A 14,406-nucleotide genomic window follows, 5' to 3' on the forward strand; every position below is an offset into this window, starting at 1 on the left:
ATGTCCCGCAGCATCATCTCCACCGAGCAAGCCCCCGCCGCGATCGGCCCGTATTCGCAGGCCGTGCGTGCCGGCCAGACCGTGTACTTCTCCGGCCAGATCCCGCTGGACCCGGCCACCGGCGCGCTGGTCGACGGCGACATCAGTGCGCAGACGCGGCGCGTGTTCGACAACCTCACCGCGGTGGCGGCGGCGGCCGGCGGCTCGCTGGCGCAGATCGTGCGCGTCGGTATCTACGTTACCGACCTGGCGAACTTCGCCGCGGTCAATGCGGTGATGGCCGAGTACTTCCAGCAGCCGTACCCGGCGCGTTCCACCATCGAGGTGTCCGGTCTGCCGAAGGCGGCGCAGGTCGAGGTCGATGCGGTGATGGTGCTGGACTGAACCCGGTCGGCGCCCGGCGCCGACACTCATTGTCGGCGTGCGGCTTACGACAGGAGACGGTGCTCGGTTAGGCTTGCAGGCCATGGCCACCCGCCCCGTTCGTCCCGCTCCCGCTATCGGTACCGACCCGGGCATCACGTCTGTCGGTGCGCTGCCGGGCGTCGGACCGGCGCTGGTGGCGTCACTGGCGCGGCTCGGGCTGGAGCGGGTGCAGGACCTGTGGTTCCACCTGCCGCTGCGCTACGAGGACAAGACCCGGATCAGCACGATCGCCGACCTGCGCGCGGGCGATCGCGCGCAGGTCGAGGGTGTGGTCGAGGCGGTCGAGCGCGGCTTTCGTTATCGCCCGCAGCTGAAGGTGGCGATCGGCGACGCCAGTGGGCAGACTCTGCTGCTGCGCTTCTTCCACTTCAACCGCGCACAGGCCGAACAGCTGCTGCCGGGCACGCGATTGCTCTGCTACGGCGAGGTACGCCATGCCGCGCAGGGCCTGGAGATGGTGCACCCGAACTATCGGCGCCTGGACGGGGCGACGGTCGCCGCCGTCGACGAGTCGCTCAGCCCGGTCTATCCGACCACCGAGGGGCTCGGCCCGAAGCGGCTGGCCGGGGTGATCGGCAAGGCGCTGGCGCTGCTGCCGCCAGCGGCGCAACTGGAGCTGATCCCGCCCGAGCTGTGCGCGAAGCACGGGCTCACCTCGTTGCGCGACGCGTTGCTGTACGTGCACCGTCCGCCGCCGGATGCGCATCTGGGTCAGTTGATGCTGGGCCGGCATCCGGCGCAGCAGCGCCTGGCGTTCGAGGAACTGTTGACCCAGCACCTGAGCCTGAAGCGCATGCGCGCGGCGGTACGGCGGCGGCGCGCGCCGGAACTGGGCGGCACGGGCGAGTTGCGCCGGCGGCTGCTGCAGGGGTTGCCGTTCCGGCTGACTGCGGCCCAGCAGCGTGTCGGCGAAGAGGTGGCGCGCGACCTGGTCCGGCCGCAGCCAATGCTGCGGCTGGTGCAGGGCGATGTCGGATCCGGCAAGACCGTGGTTGCCGCGCTGGCGGCGCTGGCGGCGGTGGAATCGGGGCACCAGGTCGCGCTGATGGCACCGACCGAACTGCTGGCCGAACAGCACCTGCACAATTTCCGGCATTGGCTGCAGCCGCTCGGCATCGAGGTGGAGTGGCTGGCCGGCAAGGTCACCGGCAAGGCACGCAAGCAGGTATTGGCGCGGGTGGCCGCCGGCGCGCCGGTGGTGGTCGGCACGCATGCGCTGATGCAGGAAGGCGTGGCGTTCGCGCGGCTCGGCCTGGTGATCGTCGACGAGCAGCACCGCTTCGGCGTGCAGCAGCGGCTGGCGCTGCGCGACAAGGGCAGGGACGGCGAACGGGTGCCGCACCAGCTGGTGCTGACCGCCACGCCGATCCCGCGCACGCTGGCGATGAGCGCCTATGCCGACCTGGACGTGTCCTCGATCGACGAGCTGCCGCCCGGGCGCACGCCGGTGCAGACCGTCGCGATCTCCAACGCGCGGCGCAGCGAGGTGATCGGGCGCATCCATGCCGCTTGCGGCGAGGGTCGCCAGGCGTACTGGGTGTGCACGCTGATCGAGGAATCCGAGCAGCTGCGCGCGCAGGCGGCCGAGGTGGCGCATGTGGAGTTGTCCGCCGCGCTGGCCGGCTTCCGGGTCGGCCTGATCCACGGTCGCATGAAACCGAAGGAAAAGCAGGCGGTGATGGACGCGTTCAAGGCCGGCGCACTGGCCGTGCTGGTGGCCACCACGGTGATCGAGGTGGGCGTGGACGTGCCGAACGCCAGCCTGATGGTGATCGAGAACAGCGAACGACTCGGCCTGGCCCAGTTGCACCAGCTGCGCGGGCGGGTCGGTCGTGGCGCGGTGGCCTCCAACTGCGTGCTGCTGTACCAGCCGCCGCTGGGCCAGCTGGCGCGCGAGCGGCTGCAGGTGATGCGCGACACCAACGACGGTTTCCGCATCGCCGAGAAGGACCTCGAACTGCGCGGCCCCGGCGAGGTGCTGGGCACCCGTCAGACCGGCCAGCTCAGCTTCCGTATCGCCGATCTCGCCCGCGACGCGCACCTGCTGCCGGCGGTGCAGCAGGTCGGCGAACACATGCTGGCCGAACACTCGCAGCAAACCGGGCAACTGATCGAACGCTGGATCGGTGGCGCGGCGCGCTATGCGCATGCGTGATGGCTGGCTCCCATCGCATACACTGGGCGGCTGGAACCTGGACGACACCCATGAGCAAGCCGCAACTCCTGATCGACACCGATCCCGGCGTGGACGACGCGCTGGCCATCCTGATGGCCTACGCCCACGCCGATATCGCCGGCCTCAGTATCGCCGCCGGCAACGTGGGCCTGGGCCACACCGTGCGCAACGCGCGCACCCTGGTTGACCTGGCCGGCGCGGCCACACCGGTGTTCGCCGGCTGCAGCACGCCGCTGGTGCGCGCGGCGGACGAGGATGCCGCGTTCGTGCATGGCCAGGACGGTTTCGGCGATATCGGCTTTGCCGAGCCGGCCGCCGCGCTGGCCGACGAGCCGGCCGCGCTGGCCCTGCTGCGGCTGACCCGCGAACGGCCGGGCGAGCTGACCCTGGTGGCGTTGGGCCCGCTGACCAACCTGGCGCTGGCGCTGCGGCTCGACCCGGGCCTGCCCGGGCGGGTGGCGCGGCTGGTGGTGATGGGCGGCGCGGTCACCGGCCACGGCAACACCGGCAAGGTGCCGGCCGAGTTCAACGTCGGCTTCGACCCGGAGGCGGCGCACGTGGTGTTCGAGGCGTTCCCGGCGTTCGACCTGGTCGACTGGGAAGCCACCCTGCGGCATGCGTTCGACGATGCCGAGTTCGATCGCTGGCTGGCCGCCGGCGACCGGCGCGCGGCGTTCTTCGGCAAGATCATGGGCGCGGCGCGCCGCTACAACGCGAAGCACGATCGCCGTGGCGTGATCGCCGCCGATGCGCTGGCGATGGCGGTGGCGCTGGATCCCTCGATCGTGACCCGCCGCGAGACCCGGGCGGTGGCGGTGGAACTGGACGGTCGCCTGACCCGCGGCGCCACCGTGGTCGATTGGAGCGCACGCTTGGGCCGGCCAGCCCGGGCGAACATCGTGCTGGAAGTGGACCAGATCCGCTTTGCCGCGATGGTGCGGCGTGCGCTGGGCGTGCCAGGCTGACGCGGACTTGCGGGCACAGCCGCTTCCTCGTTACAATGCCGCTCTTTTCACCGCCGCTTTAGAGCCAGCCATGAAGCCTGATATCCATCCGAACTATGTCCCGGTGGTGTTCCAGGACCTGTCGTCCGACTTCGCGTTCCTGACCAAGTCGACCATGTCCAGCAAGGAAACCATCAAGTGGGAAGACGGCAATGAGTACCCGCTGATCAAGGTGGATATCTCCAGCCATTCGCACCCGTTCTACACCGGCAAGCAGAAGACGCTGGACGTCGGCGGTCGCGTCGACAAGTTCCGTCGCCGCTACGCGGGTTCGATCAAGGAATAAGTGACGGCGACGGCCGGCGCCTGGCGCCGGTCGTGCGGATGCCGTTCGGGACACGGGGCAGGCGCAGGCCTGCCCCGTGTCTTTTTGCGTTTGCCATTCGACCATTCGCCATCGAATGCAAACCTGACCTTGTGCGATAATGGTTGGTGAACTGGCGTTGCCACGCCGGTCGCATCGCGTGTTTCCCCGGCACGCCATGCCCCAAGCATTCCTTCGCCGGCCGGCGCCGCCCCTGCGGTTGCCGGCGGCGACGACCCACATGTAAGGAGGTTTCCGTGTCCGATCCCAAGACCGTCAAGCTGGTGGATGAGTCGAGCAAGCGCAGCAGCGAACTGCCGCTGATCAGCGGCACGCTCGGTCCGGCGTGCATCGACATCGCCACGCTGTACAAGGACACCGGCCACTTCACCTACGACCCCGGCTACGGCTCGACCGCCAGCACCAAGAGCGCGATCACCTACATCGACGGTGACAAGGGCGTGCTGCTGTATCGCGGCTACCCGATCGAGCAGCTGGCGGAGAGCTCCAGCTTCCTCGAGGTGGCCTACCTGCTGCTCAACGGCGAGCTGCCGAAGCCGGCCGAGTTCGCCACGTTCGAACACGACGTCGCGCATCACACGATGCTGCACGAGTCGCTGAAGAACTTCTTCCAGGGCTTCCACCACGACGCGCATCCGATGGCGATGCTGGCCGCCGCGGTGGCCTCGCTGTCGGCGTTCTACCACGACGACCTCAACGTGGACGACCCGGCCGACCGCAAGCTTGCCGCGATCCGCCTGATCGCCAAGATGCCGACGATCGCCGCTGCCTGCTACCGCTACTCGATCGGCTGGCCGATGCGCTATCCGCGCAACAACCTGGAGTACGTCGACCGCTTCCTGCACATGATGTTCGAGGTGCCTAGCGAGCCGCTGCAGATGAGCCCGGTCGCGGCCAAGGCGCTGGATCTGCTGTTCATCCTGCATGCCGACCACGAGCAGAACGCGTCCACCTCGACCGTGCGCCTGGTCGGCTCCACCGGTGCGAACCCGTACGCGTCGATCGCCGCCGGCATCACCGCGCTGTGGGGCCCCGCGCATGGCGGCGCCAACGAGGCCGTGCTCAAGCAGCTGCAGGAGATCGGCACGCCGGACAACGTCGAGTCGGCGATCCTGCGCGCGAAGGACAAGAACGACAGCTTCCGCCTGATGGGCTTCGGCCATCGCGTGTACAAAAACTTCGATCCGCGCGCGAAGATCATCCGCGAAATGTGCCACAAGGTGCTGGCCGAGCTGGGCGTCAACGACCCGCTGCTGGACGTGGCGATGAAGCTGGAAGAGGCGGCGCTGAAGGACGAGTACTTCGTCGAGCGCAAGCTGTACCCGAACGTCGACTTCTATTCCGGCATCATCTACAAGGCGCTGGGCATTCCCACCGAGATGTTCACCGTGATGTTCGCGATCGCGCGTACTGCCGGCTGGATCGCGCACTGGATCGAGCAGCACGAAACGCCCGGATCGCGCATCGGTCGCCCGCGCCAGGTCTATACCGGCGCCGACGTGCGCAACTACGTGCCGACCGCCAAGCGCTGATCGCCCGCGCCGTGCCAACAAAAAGCCCCGGCCTCAGCCGGGGCTTTTTGTGCAGCAAGCCGGGCCGGCTCAGCGCAAGGCTGCGCTGAGCCGCTGCTCGAAGGCATCGCCGACGTCCTCGTCGAGCAGCATTTCCACCTGGGCCAGCGAGGCGCGCCGCATCGGCCGGTCGTCGGCGCGGTCCAGCGGGGCCTGGCGCAGCGCATCGCGCGGCAGCACGGTGAGATCGAACGGCAACTCGTCGGCGGCAAACAGCAGCACCGGGTATTCGGGCTGGTCGTCGCGGCTGTAGCGCAGCCGGCGCACCTGGGTCTCGATCGGCACGCCGCGCTCGCGCAGGTACAGCCCGACCGCTTCCGGGTCGTCGCTGTATACGTGCAGGCAGACCGCCGAATGCGCGTCGGCGGTGCCTTCGAGCACGCTGCCGACCAGGCGCGGCTCGAACGCGGCCAGGAAACGCATCGCCTCGACCGCCGCCTCGCGGCGCTGGCGCAGCAGTTGCGGCTGGCTGTCGGCGAGGAACAGGCGCTGGTGTTCGCGCAAGGCCTGCTCGACCTCCAGGTTGCGCGGCAGCGCTTGGTTGTCGAGGATGCCCAGCCGCTCGGCGGCCTTCAGCTTGGCGTGGTGGAAGTCGCGGATGCCGTGTTCGCTCATCAGCCTTGCGGCTTCCTGGGCGACCCGCAGGCGGTTGCGCTGCAGGCGGTCGTGCGCGTGGATGCGGTGGTGGTCGCCTCGGGACATGGCGCGCTCCTCATCGATCGGTAACCGGCAGCTTCCTCTTGCCGGAAGCCGCGTCGAAGGCTCAGAAGATGTCGTAGGCGTGCTGCTGGTCCTGTTCCTTCTGCTGGGCGGCCTGGCTGCGCAGCCGGTCGACGTCTTCCACCTTGAACATCTCGTTGATGCCGTCCGGATCGTCCGACGAGGCGGGCAGGCCGCTGTCGCGGTTGATCCATACCGTACTGATTCCCGGCGGCATCGGCAACGTGCTCGACGGTTGTCCCTTCAGCACACTGCCCATGTAGGACATCCAGATCGGCAGCGCGGCCCTGGCGCCGAACTCGCCGCGGCCGAGCGAGTTGTAGTTGTCGAAGCCCACCCACACGGCGGTCGACAGCTCGCCGTCGAAACCGACGAACCAGGCGTCGCGGTGGTCGTTGGTGGAGCCGGTCTTGCCGGCCAGATCGTCGCGACCCAGCGCGCGTGCGGCCGAGCCGGTGCCACGCAGGATCACGTCCTTCATCAGCGAGGTCACCAGGTAGTCGTTGCGCGCCTCGATCACGTGCGGCGCGAGCACCGGCGGGTGCGCGCCGTCGCCGTGCGCGTCGGCAGGCAGTACCGCGTCGCCGACGCCATCGATGCTGCTGGATCCAGCGGGTGCCGCAGACGAGGTGCTGGCGAGGTTGTTGGCCGGTGTGGGATTCATTCCGGCCGGTGGCGGCCCGGGCGGCTGCGTGTCGAGCAGGCGCTCCTGGCAGTTGCGGCAGGCGCGCGCGGGGTTGGCCACGTAGACCGCCTGGCCGTTGCGGTCGTCGATTTCGTGGATGAAGTACGGCGTGACCAGGTAGCCGCCGTTGGCGAACACCGCGTAGCCGCGCGCCATGCCCATCGGTGACACCGAGGCGGTGCCCAGCGCCATCGACAGGTTGGCGGGCATCGCGTCCTGCGAGAAGCCGAAACGGGTGGCGTACTCGCGCATGTAACGCACGCCGACGGCATCGAGCAGGCGCACCGAGACCAGGTTCTTCGACTGCACCAGCGCTTCGCGCAGGCGCATCGGCCCGGCGAACTTGTCGTCGTCGTTGGAGGGCGTCCAGATGCCGTTCGGGCGCGAGGGGTCGGGCAGGGCGAGCGGCGCATCGTTGATGATCGAGGCTGGGGTGAAGCCGCGCTCGAACGCTGCCGAGTACAGGTAGGGCTTGAAGCTGGAGCCGGGCTGGCGCGCCGCCATCACGGCCCGGTTGAACTTGCTGCGCACGAAGTTGAAGCCGCCCACCAGCGCCTGGATCGAGCCGTCCTCCGGCGCGATCGAGGCCAGCGCGGCCTGCGCCTCGGGGATCTGCGCCAGCTGCCACTCGCCCTTGTCGTCGCGCGCCAGCCGGATGATGTCGCCGCGCTTGAGCACGCCGTCGACGCGGGTCGGCGCCGCGCCAACACGGTCGTCGCTGATGTGCGGACGCGCCCAGCTGACGGCGGCCAGGTCGAGGATCACGCTCTCGCGACTGGACAGGTAGACCGTGGCCTGCTTCGCGTCGCTGGCGGTGACGACGCCCGGCTGCATGCCGGAGACGCTGGCGTAGGCGGACAGCAGGCCGTCGAGGTCCGCCTCGCCGGCGCCGGCCGGCAGGTCCTGGTGGGCCTCCGGTCCGCGCCAGCCGTGCCGGCGGTCATAGGCGACCAGCCCGTCGCGCAGTGCTTCCACGGCGGCTTGCTGGCGGCTGCTCTGCAGCGTGGTCCTGACCACGTAACCCTCGGTCAGCGCATCGTTGCCGAAGCGGTCGAGCACCTGCCGGCGCACCATCTCGGCCAGGTAAGGGGCATCCACCTCGATCGGCTGCTCATGCGGGTAGGCATGGTTCGGCTCGGCGATCGCCTGTTCGTACACGGCCCGGGTGATGTAGTCGTGGCGCAGCATTTCGCCCAGTACCCAGTTGCGCCGGGCCATCGCCCGCTTCGGGCTGTTGATCGGATTGACCGCCGAGGGCAGCTGGAAGGTCGAGGCGATCAGTGCGCATTCGGCCACGGTCAGCTGGTCCAGCGTCTTGCCGTAGTAATACTCGGCCGCCGCGGCCACGCCGTAGGAGCGGTGGCCGAGGAACATCTTGTTGAGATACAGCTCGAGGATCTGGTCCTTGCTCAGCTCATGCTCGATGCGCAGCGCGATGAAGATCTCGGTGAGCTTGCGCGAATACAGTTTTTCGGGGCTCAGGAAGAAGTTGCGGGCCACCTGCTGGGTGATGGTGGAGCCGCCGGGGCCCTTGTCGCCGCCGGTTACCAGCACATGCCAGCCGGCGCGCGCGATGCCGTGCCAGTCCACGCCGGGGTGGTGGTAGAAGTCCGCGTCCTCGGCCGACAGCACGGCGTGCTTGAGCCGGTCCGGCACGTTCCCGATATCCACCGGGATGCGCCGGGTCTCGCCGAAGCTGGCGATCAGCTTGCCGTCGGCGCTCAGCACGCGCAGCGGCACCTGCATCGGGTAGTTCTTCAGTTCGGCCACCGAGGGGAGCCTCGGGGCGATCAGCCAATACGCCACACCTACCGCGACAACTGCCAGGAGCAAACCGGAAAAGGCCAGGACCAGAGCCCAGCGCAGCAAGCGTTTGAAAATTTGCATGGTGTGGGGATAGCGAGACCTGAGTCAAAACATGACAGAGTATAGATGTAGGAGTATTCCCGGCATGAGGCGCGGTCGAGCAATTGCAAAGGCCGGTCCGCAAAGCAAGGGTCGAGCCAAGGGCGGGGTTCCCCCAAATGTGGCGAGGATCACGCCAATTACTTGAGAAAGTTCCCGTAGACCGTTGCTATTGCGTTATTTTTTCGATTTAATGCCACTGCGTACCCCGCCAGGATTCTGGCTACGGGCGTCAGCGGCAAGGGGGAAACACCGTGGGGCTCTTTACACCGAAGAAGCCGGCGCTGATTGGTGTCGACATCAGTTCGACTGCCGTCAAGCTGCTGCAGTTAAGTCAGGCGGGCGGCCGTTATCGCGTTGAGCATTACGCGGTCGAGCCGTTGCCGCCGAACGCCGTGGTCGAAAAGAACATCGTCGAGATCGAGGCGGTGGGCGATGCGATCCGCCGCGCGCTGGCACGCTCGGGCTCCAAGCTCAAGCACGCCGCCGCCGCGGTGGCCGGGTCGGCCGTGATCACGCGCATCATTCCGATGACCGGCGATCTTTCCGATGACGACCTGGAAGGCCAGATCCAGGTCGAGGCGAACCAGTACATCCCGTACCCGATCGACGAGGTCAGCCTCGACTACGAGGTGCTCGGTCCGGTCCGCGACAACCCCGACATGAACAACGTGCTGCTGGCCGCCTCGCGCACCGAGAACGTCGACATGCGCGTGGCCGCGCTGGACCTGGGCGGGCTCACCGCCGCGGTGATCGACGTCGAGGCGTTCGCGATGGAGAACGCTTTCGCGATGATCGCCGACCAGCTCAACGTGGGCCGTGACGCGTTGGTGGCGGTGGTCGACATCGGTGCCACCATGACCACGCTGTCGGTGCTGCGCAACCAGCGCACGATCTACTCGCGCGAACAGGTGTTCGGCGGCAAGCAGCTGACCGACGAGATCATGCGTCGCTTCGGGCTGTCCTACGAGGAAGCCGGCCGCGCCAAGCGCAAGGGCGGCCTGCCCGAGTCCTACGAGACCGAGGCGCTGGAGCCGTTCAAGGAATCGCTGATCCAGCAGATCAGCCGGCTGCTGCAGTTCTTCTTTGCCGGCAGCGAGTACAGCAAGGTCGACCAGGTGGTGCTGGCCGGCGGTTGTGCCTCGATCGAGGGGCTCGGCCAGATGCTGGAAGAGCAGCTCGGCGTGCCCTGCGTCGTCGCCAATCCGTTGGCCCGCATGTCGCTGTCGCCGCGGGTCCAGGCACAGTCGCTGGCGCAGGACGCCCCCGCGTTGATGATTGCGGTCGGCCTCGCCCTGAGGAGCTTCGACTGATGGCACACGTCAACCTACTTCCGTGGCGCGTCGCACGGCGCAAGCAACGTGAACGCGAGTTCTACATGCAGCTCGCCGCCGCCTTCGTGGCGGGGCTGGGTGTGCTGTTGCTGTGGGTGTTCTGGATGGATCAGCGCATCGACAACCAGAACGATCGCAACACCTACCTGCAGACCGAGATCAAGCAGCTCGACGTGCGCATCGCGAAGATCAAGGATCTGGAGAAGGTGCGCGAACACCTCTTGGCGCGCAAGCAGATCATCGAGCAGCTGCAGGCCGATCGCTCGCAGATGGTGCACCTGTTCGACGAGCTGGTGAAGACGATCCCCGCCAGTGCCCGGCTGAGCGGGCTGAAGCAGAACGGCCAGTCGATGTCGCTCGATGGCGTGGCGCAATCCAACGCCAGCGTTGCCGAATACATGCGCAACATCGAGGGCTCGCCGTGGATGGGGCACGCCGATCTGCGCAAGACCGAAAATACCCATAATGGCAGCCGCATGCCGTACGTGTTCGGCCTGAACGTGACGCTGAGCAAGCCGAAGGCCGACGAGGCCGACGGCAAGACCCCGGTGTTGCCGAACGCTGCCGGCACCGCTGCGGCTTCGACGGCGCCCGCTGCGGCAGCCAAGGCGGCGACCGCTTCGCCGGCGAAGCCCGCGGCAACGACCGCCCCGGAAGCCAAGCCGGTGAGTGCGCCAGCCGCCACGGGAGGTGCCCGGTCATGAGTTTCCTCCACGATATCCAGAACCTCGACCGCAACAACGTCGGTGGTTGGCCGCAAACGGTCAAGATTTTCTTCACCGCGCTGCTGTTCGGCTTCGTACTGCTGGTCGGCTGGTACTTCTTCGTCAGCGACCAGCAGGACAGCCTGAATTCGTTGGCCGGCAAGGAAAACCAGCTCAAGCAGGAGTTCTCCGCCAAGCAGGCCAAGTCGGTCAACCTGGAGGCGCTGCAGCAGCAACTCGACGAGATGCAGGACATGCTGCGCCAGCTGCTGCGCCAGCTGCCCAGCAAGACCGAGATGCCCGAGCTGCTGATCGACATCTCGCAGACCGCGCAGGCCGCCGGCCTGGAGAGCGACCTGTTCCAGCCCGGCCCGGAGACGCCGAAGGACTTCTACGCCGAGAAACCCATTGCGCTGCGCTTCACCGGCACCTACCACCAGTTCGGCACCTTCATCAGCGGCGTGGCCTCGCTGCCGCGGGTGGTGATCCTGACCCTGCACGACGTCTCGCTGACGCCGAAAGCAGCGGGCAAGGACGGCACCTCGGGCGGCCAGCTGGTCCTGCAAGGTACGGTGAAGACCTACCGCTACCTGGATGACGAGGAAAGCGCCGCCGCGAACAAGGGCAAGCCGGCCGGGGGGGCGAAGTGATGAAGAACCTTGTTGTCGTCAAACCCGCCAACGTCGCACGGCTGGTGCTGATGCTTGGCGCCGCGCTGGTGCTGGCCGGTTGCACCCGCGGCATGTCGGATCTGCGCACCTGGGTTGCCCAGGAAAAAGCCAAGAAGGGCGCACCGATCCAGCCGTTGCCTGTGATCAAGACCTTCGAGACCTTTACCTACAGCGACCAGGACCGGCGTGACCCGTTCAGCCCGAGCACGGCCGAGCTGGACAACAGCGTCGCCACCAGCGGCCCGCGGCCGGACGCCAATCGCGCCAAGCAGCCGCTGGAGCTGTTCGCGCTGGACAGCCTGAAGATGGTCGGCACAGTCGGTACCGGCGCGAGCATGGAAGTGCTGGTCAAGGACCCGGGTGGTGTGATCCATCGCGTCCATGTCAACGAATACATGGGCCAGAACTACGGGCACATCACGGCGATCAGCGAAGACCATATCGACCTGGTCGAGCTGGTATCCAACGGTAATGGTGGCTGGATGGAACGTCCGGCCAGCATCGCGCTCGACGCGAAATAGGTAGACAGGGGCTGATGCAATGACCAACCAAATCCAATCCGTCCGGGGCCGTGTCATGCGCCATGCGAGCCGTTACATCTTGATGGGCCTGCTGATCGCCGGCGCCACCTGGGCCAGCGCTGCGATGGCAGCCACCACCACGCTGAAGAACATCAGCTACGACGCACTGCCCGGCGGCAGCGTCGAGCTGCACATGGACTTCGGCGATGGCCCGGTGCCGCAGCCGAAGATCTTCACCACCGGCAATCCGCCGCGCATCGCGGTCGACTTCGCCGACACCGACAATGCGGCTCCGCGTCACCTGGACATCGGCAAGGGCTCGACCTCCGGCGTATCCGCCGTGGCCGCCGGCGGCCGCACCCGCGTGGTGGTCGAGCTGATGCGCGAGTCGAGTTACCGCTCGCGCGTCGAGGGCAACAGCCTGGTGCTGACGGTCAACAACGGCAGCACGGACCAGTCGGTGACCACCGCCTCCACGATCGACCCGACCAAGGCCTTGCCGTCGTCGGCGGCCGGTCCGGCCATCTCCAACATCGACTTTCGTCGCGGCCCGAACGGCGAAGGCCGCGTGCTGATCGACTTCAGCGGCAGCGGCGCGAATGCCGAAATGACCCGCAAGGGTGACAAGGTGCTGGTCACCATCGACCATGCCAACCTGCCGGCCAACCTCGCCCAGCGTCTGGATACGCTGGACTTCGCCACCCCGGTGCAATCCATCGTCACCCGCGCGGGCATGGGCGGCGGCGCGCGCATGGAGATCGCGGTCAAGGGCAACGTCGAGACCTCAGCCTACCAGACCGCCGACCAGTACGTGGTCGAAGTGGCGCCGAAGAAGGCCGACGCCAGTAAGGACGCCAAGCTGGCCCGGCTGGGCCAGGAGCCGAGCTACAACGGCAAGCGCGTCACCTTCAACTTCCAGGACATCCCGGTGCGCTCGGCGCTGCAGCTGATCGCCGACATCTCCGGGCTCAACCTGGTCGCCTCCGACAGCGTCGGCGGCAGCGTCACCCTGCGCCTGGTCAACGTGCCGTGGGATCAGGCGCTGGACGTGATCCTGCGCGCCAAGAGCCTGGACAAGCGCCGCAACGGCAACGTGGTGTGGGTCGCGCCGCAGGCCGAGTTGGCCAAGTACGAGCAGGACCTCGCCGACGCCAAGCTGAAGGCGCAGGACACCGCCGAACTGATCACCGACTACGTGCCGATCAGCTACGGCAAGGCGTCCGACATCGCCAAGCTGCTGACCAGCGGCAGCATGCAGGGCGGCGGCGGCAGCAGCGGCGGCAACACCCAGCGCGGCTTCCTGTCGCCGCGCGGCAGCGTCTCGTTCGACGAGCGCACCAACACGCTGCTGCTCAACGACACGCCGGAGAAGATCAGGCAATTGCGTGAGCTGATCGCGGTGCTGGACAAGCCGGTGCAACAGGTGCTGATCGAGTCGCGCATCGTGGTCGCCAGCGACGACTTCACCCGCGAGCTGGGCGCGAAGTTCGGCGTCAACGGCCGCATCAATAACACCGAGTTCCAGAACGCCGCCGCCGCCACGCCGGCGCTGACCGCCGGCCTCGGCGGCGGCAACGTGACCTCGGGCGGCCTCAACGTGAACCTGCCGGTCACCCCGGCGGCCGGCAGCTTCGGCCTGGCCATCCTCGGCGCGAACTACGCGATCGACCTGGAACTCTCCGCGGCGCAGACCGAGGGTCGTGGCGAAGTGATCTCCAGTCCGCGCGTGATCACCGCCAACCAGCAGGAAGCGGTGATCCGCCAGGGCCAGGAAATCGGCTACGTCACGTTCCAGAACAGCGCCGGCAGCGGCGCCGGCAGCGGCACCGCCACGGTGCAGTTCAAGGACGCCGTGCTGGAGCTGAAGGTGACCCCGACGATCACCGCCGACAACCGCGTCTACCTGATGATCAACGTCAAGAAGGATGCGCTGGCCGGCTACGTGGACGCCCCGGGTAGCGGCAAGATCCCGACCATCGACACCCGCGAGATCAACACCTCGGTGCTGGTCGACAACGGGCAGACCGTGGTGCTGGGCGGCATCTACGAGATCAACAAGGCCAACACGATGACCAAGGTGCCCGGCCTGGGCGACATCCCCGGCGTCGGCGTGCTGTTCCGCAAGACCTCGCGGACCAACACCAAGGCCGAGCTGCTGATCTTCGTGACGCCGCGCATCCTCAGCGACACGCTGCAGTAAGCGCGCAAGCTTGCAGTGAAAGAGGCGGCTTCGGCCGCCTCTTTTTTTGTGCGCGCCGGCCAGGCTGCCGGAGGCCGATTAAACTTCCGGCGTTGCCGATGGTCTGTAGCACGCCATCCGGTCCGGCCTGCGCCCCGCCGCGCGCCGGGTCGCGCCGCTGTCAC

At 67.6% G+C, this 14,406-nt stretch carries 12 protein-coding genes; 10 read left to right on the forward strand and 2 right to left on the reverse strand.

The features are described 5' to 3' along the window. From RHOOR92_RS0108430 to RHOOR92_RS0108450, 5 genes are all read left to right on the forward strand, one after another. On the forward strand, positions 1 to 384 hold the full coding sequence (locus tag RHOOR92_RS0108430; protein ID WP_007509521.1) for a RidA family protein: 384 nt from the start codon (positions 1 to 3) through the stop codon (positions 382 to 384). An 82-nt stretch (positions 385 to 466) separates the two neighbouring features. Further along, positions 467 to 2,581 carry an ATP-dependent DNA helicase RecG gene (gene recG / locus RHOOR92_RS0108435; RefSeq protein ID WP_027490035.1) on the forward strand — a complete coding sequence of 705 codons (2,115 nt, stop codon included), beginning with the start codon at positions 467 to 469 and terminating at the stop codon, positions 2,579 to 2,581. Between the two features lie 50 nt (positions 2,582 to 2,631). Then, positions 2,632 to 3,567, forward strand: a complete 936-nt coding sequence (locus RHOOR92_RS0108440; RefSeq protein WP_027490036.1) for a nucleoside hydrolase — start codon at positions 2,632 to 2,634, stop codon at positions 3,565 to 3,567. A gap of 70 nt (positions 3,568 to 3,637) precedes the next feature. Beyond that, entirely contained in the window at positions 3,638 to 3,892 is a 255-nt protein-coding gene (locus tag RHOOR92_RS0108445; RefSeq protein WP_027490037.1) for a type B 50S ribosomal protein L31, read from the forward strand. Positions 3,893 to 4,167: 275 nt separating this feature from the next. After that, positions 4,168 to 5,463, forward strand: coding sequence for a citrate synthase (locus tag RHOOR92_RS0108450; RefSeq protein ID WP_027490038.1), 1,296 nt, complete (start codon positions 4,168 to 4,170; stop codon positions 5,461 to 5,463). Positions 5,464 to 5,532: 69 nt separating this feature from the next. On the opposite strand, the gene RHOOR92_RS0108455 is transcribed toward RHOOR92_RS0108450, so the two are convergent. Then, positions 5,533 to 6,204: a hypothetical protein gene (locus RHOOR92_RS0108455; RefSeq protein WP_027490039.1), complete on the reverse strand. Its 672-nt coding sequence runs from the start codon at positions 6,202 to 6,204 to the stop codon at positions 5,533 to 5,535. Between the two features lie 61 nt (positions 6,205 to 6,265). Next, positions 6,266 to 8,794, reverse strand: a complete 2,529-nt coding sequence (locus tag RHOOR92_RS0108460; RefSeq protein WP_027490040.1) for a penicillin-binding protein 1A — start codon at positions 8,792 to 8,794, stop codon at positions 6,266 to 6,268. A 272-nt stretch (positions 8,795 to 9,066) separates the two neighbouring features. Here RHOOR92_RS0108460 and RHOOR92_RS0108465 point away from each other — a divergent pair, with 272 nt between their 5' ends. From RHOOR92_RS0108465 to RHOOR92_RS0108485, 5 genes are read left to right on the forward strand one after another with little or no spacing between them, the layout of a single operon-like run. Continuing rightward, on the forward strand, positions 9,067 to 10,125 hold the full coding sequence (locus RHOOR92_RS0108465; RefSeq protein WP_007509502.1) for a pilus assembly protein PilM: 1,059 nt from the start codon (positions 9,067 to 9,069) through the stop codon (positions 10,123 to 10,125). Next, positions 10,125 to 10,850 carry a PilN domain-containing protein gene (locus tag RHOOR92_RS0108470; protein WP_007509500.1) on the forward strand — a complete coding sequence of 242 codons (726 nt, stop codon included), beginning with the start codon at positions 10,125 to 10,127 and terminating at the stop codon, positions 10,848 to 10,850. Before RHOOR92_RS0108465 ends, RHOOR92_RS0108470 begins: the two co-directional genes overlap by 1 nt. After that, positions 10,847 to 11,500: a type 4a pilus biogenesis protein PilO gene (gene pilO, locus RHOOR92_RS0108475; RefSeq protein WP_007509498.1), complete on the forward strand. Its 654-nt coding sequence runs from the start codon at positions 10,847 to 10,849 to the stop codon at positions 11,498 to 11,500. The genes RHOOR92_RS0108470 and pilO overlap by 4 nt, the downstream gene beginning before the upstream one ends. Beyond that, entirely contained in the window at positions 11,500 to 12,042 is a 543-nt protein-coding gene (locus tag RHOOR92_RS0108480) for a pilus assembly protein PilP (RefSeq protein ID WP_027490041.1), read from the forward strand. The genes pilO and RHOOR92_RS0108480 overlap by 1 nt, the downstream gene beginning before the upstream one ends. A gap of 55 nt (positions 12,043 to 12,097) precedes the next feature. After that, positions 12,098 to 14,242 (forward strand): type IV pilus secretin PilQ, encoded by a 2,145-nt coding sequence (locus RHOOR92_RS0108485; protein ID WP_007509493.1) that lies wholly within the window; start codon positions 12,098 to 12,100, stop codon positions 14,240 to 14,242. The last annotated feature ends 164 nt before the right edge of the window (positions 14,243 to 14,406 follow it).

It is taken from the genome of Rhodanobacter sp. OR92 (genome assembly GCF_000427545.1).
GTDB lineage: Bacteria > Pseudomonadota > Gammaproteobacteria > Xanthomonadales > Rhodanobacteraceae > Rhodanobacter > Rhodanobacter denitrificans.

Coding starts and splice junctions, on each gene's coding strand:
- RHOOR92_RS0108430 (WP_007509521.1), top strand. CDS start 1: ATGTCCCGCAGCATCATCTCCACCGAGCAAGCCCCCGCCGCGATCGGC.
- recG (WP_027490035.1), top strand. CDS start 467: ATGGCCACCCGCCCCGTTCGTCCCGCTCCCGCTATCGGTACCGACCCG.
- RHOOR92_RS0108440 (WP_027490036.1), top strand. CDS start 2,632: ATGAGCAAGCCGCAACTCCTGATCGACACCGATCCCGGCGTGGACGAC.
- RHOOR92_RS0108445 (WP_027490037.1), top strand. CDS start 3,638: ATGAAGCCTGATATCCATCCGAACTATGTCCCGGTGGTGTTCCAGGAC.
- RHOOR92_RS0108455 (WP_027490039.1), bottom strand. CDS start 6,204: ATGTCCCGAGGCGACCACCACCGCATCCACGCGCACGACCGCCTGCAG.
- RHOOR92_RS0108460 (WP_027490040.1), bottom strand. CDS start 8,794: ATGCAAATTTTCAAACGCTTGCTGCGCTGGGCTCTGGTCCTGGCCTTT.
- RHOOR92_RS0108470 (WP_007509500.1), top strand. CDS start 10,125: ATGGCACACGTCAACCTACTTCCGTGGCGCGTCGCACGGCGCAAGCAA.
- pilO (WP_007509498.1), top strand. CDS start 10,847: ATGAGTTTCCTCCACGATATCCAGAACCTCGACCGCAACAACGTCGGT.
- RHOOR92_RS0108480 (WP_027490041.1), top strand. CDS start 11,500: ATGAAGAACCTTGTTGTCGTCAAACCCGCCAACGTCGCACGGCTGGTG.
- RHOOR92_RS0108485 (WP_007509493.1), top strand. CDS start 12,098: ATGCGCCATGCGAGCCGTTACATCTTGATGGGCCTGCTGATCGCCGGC.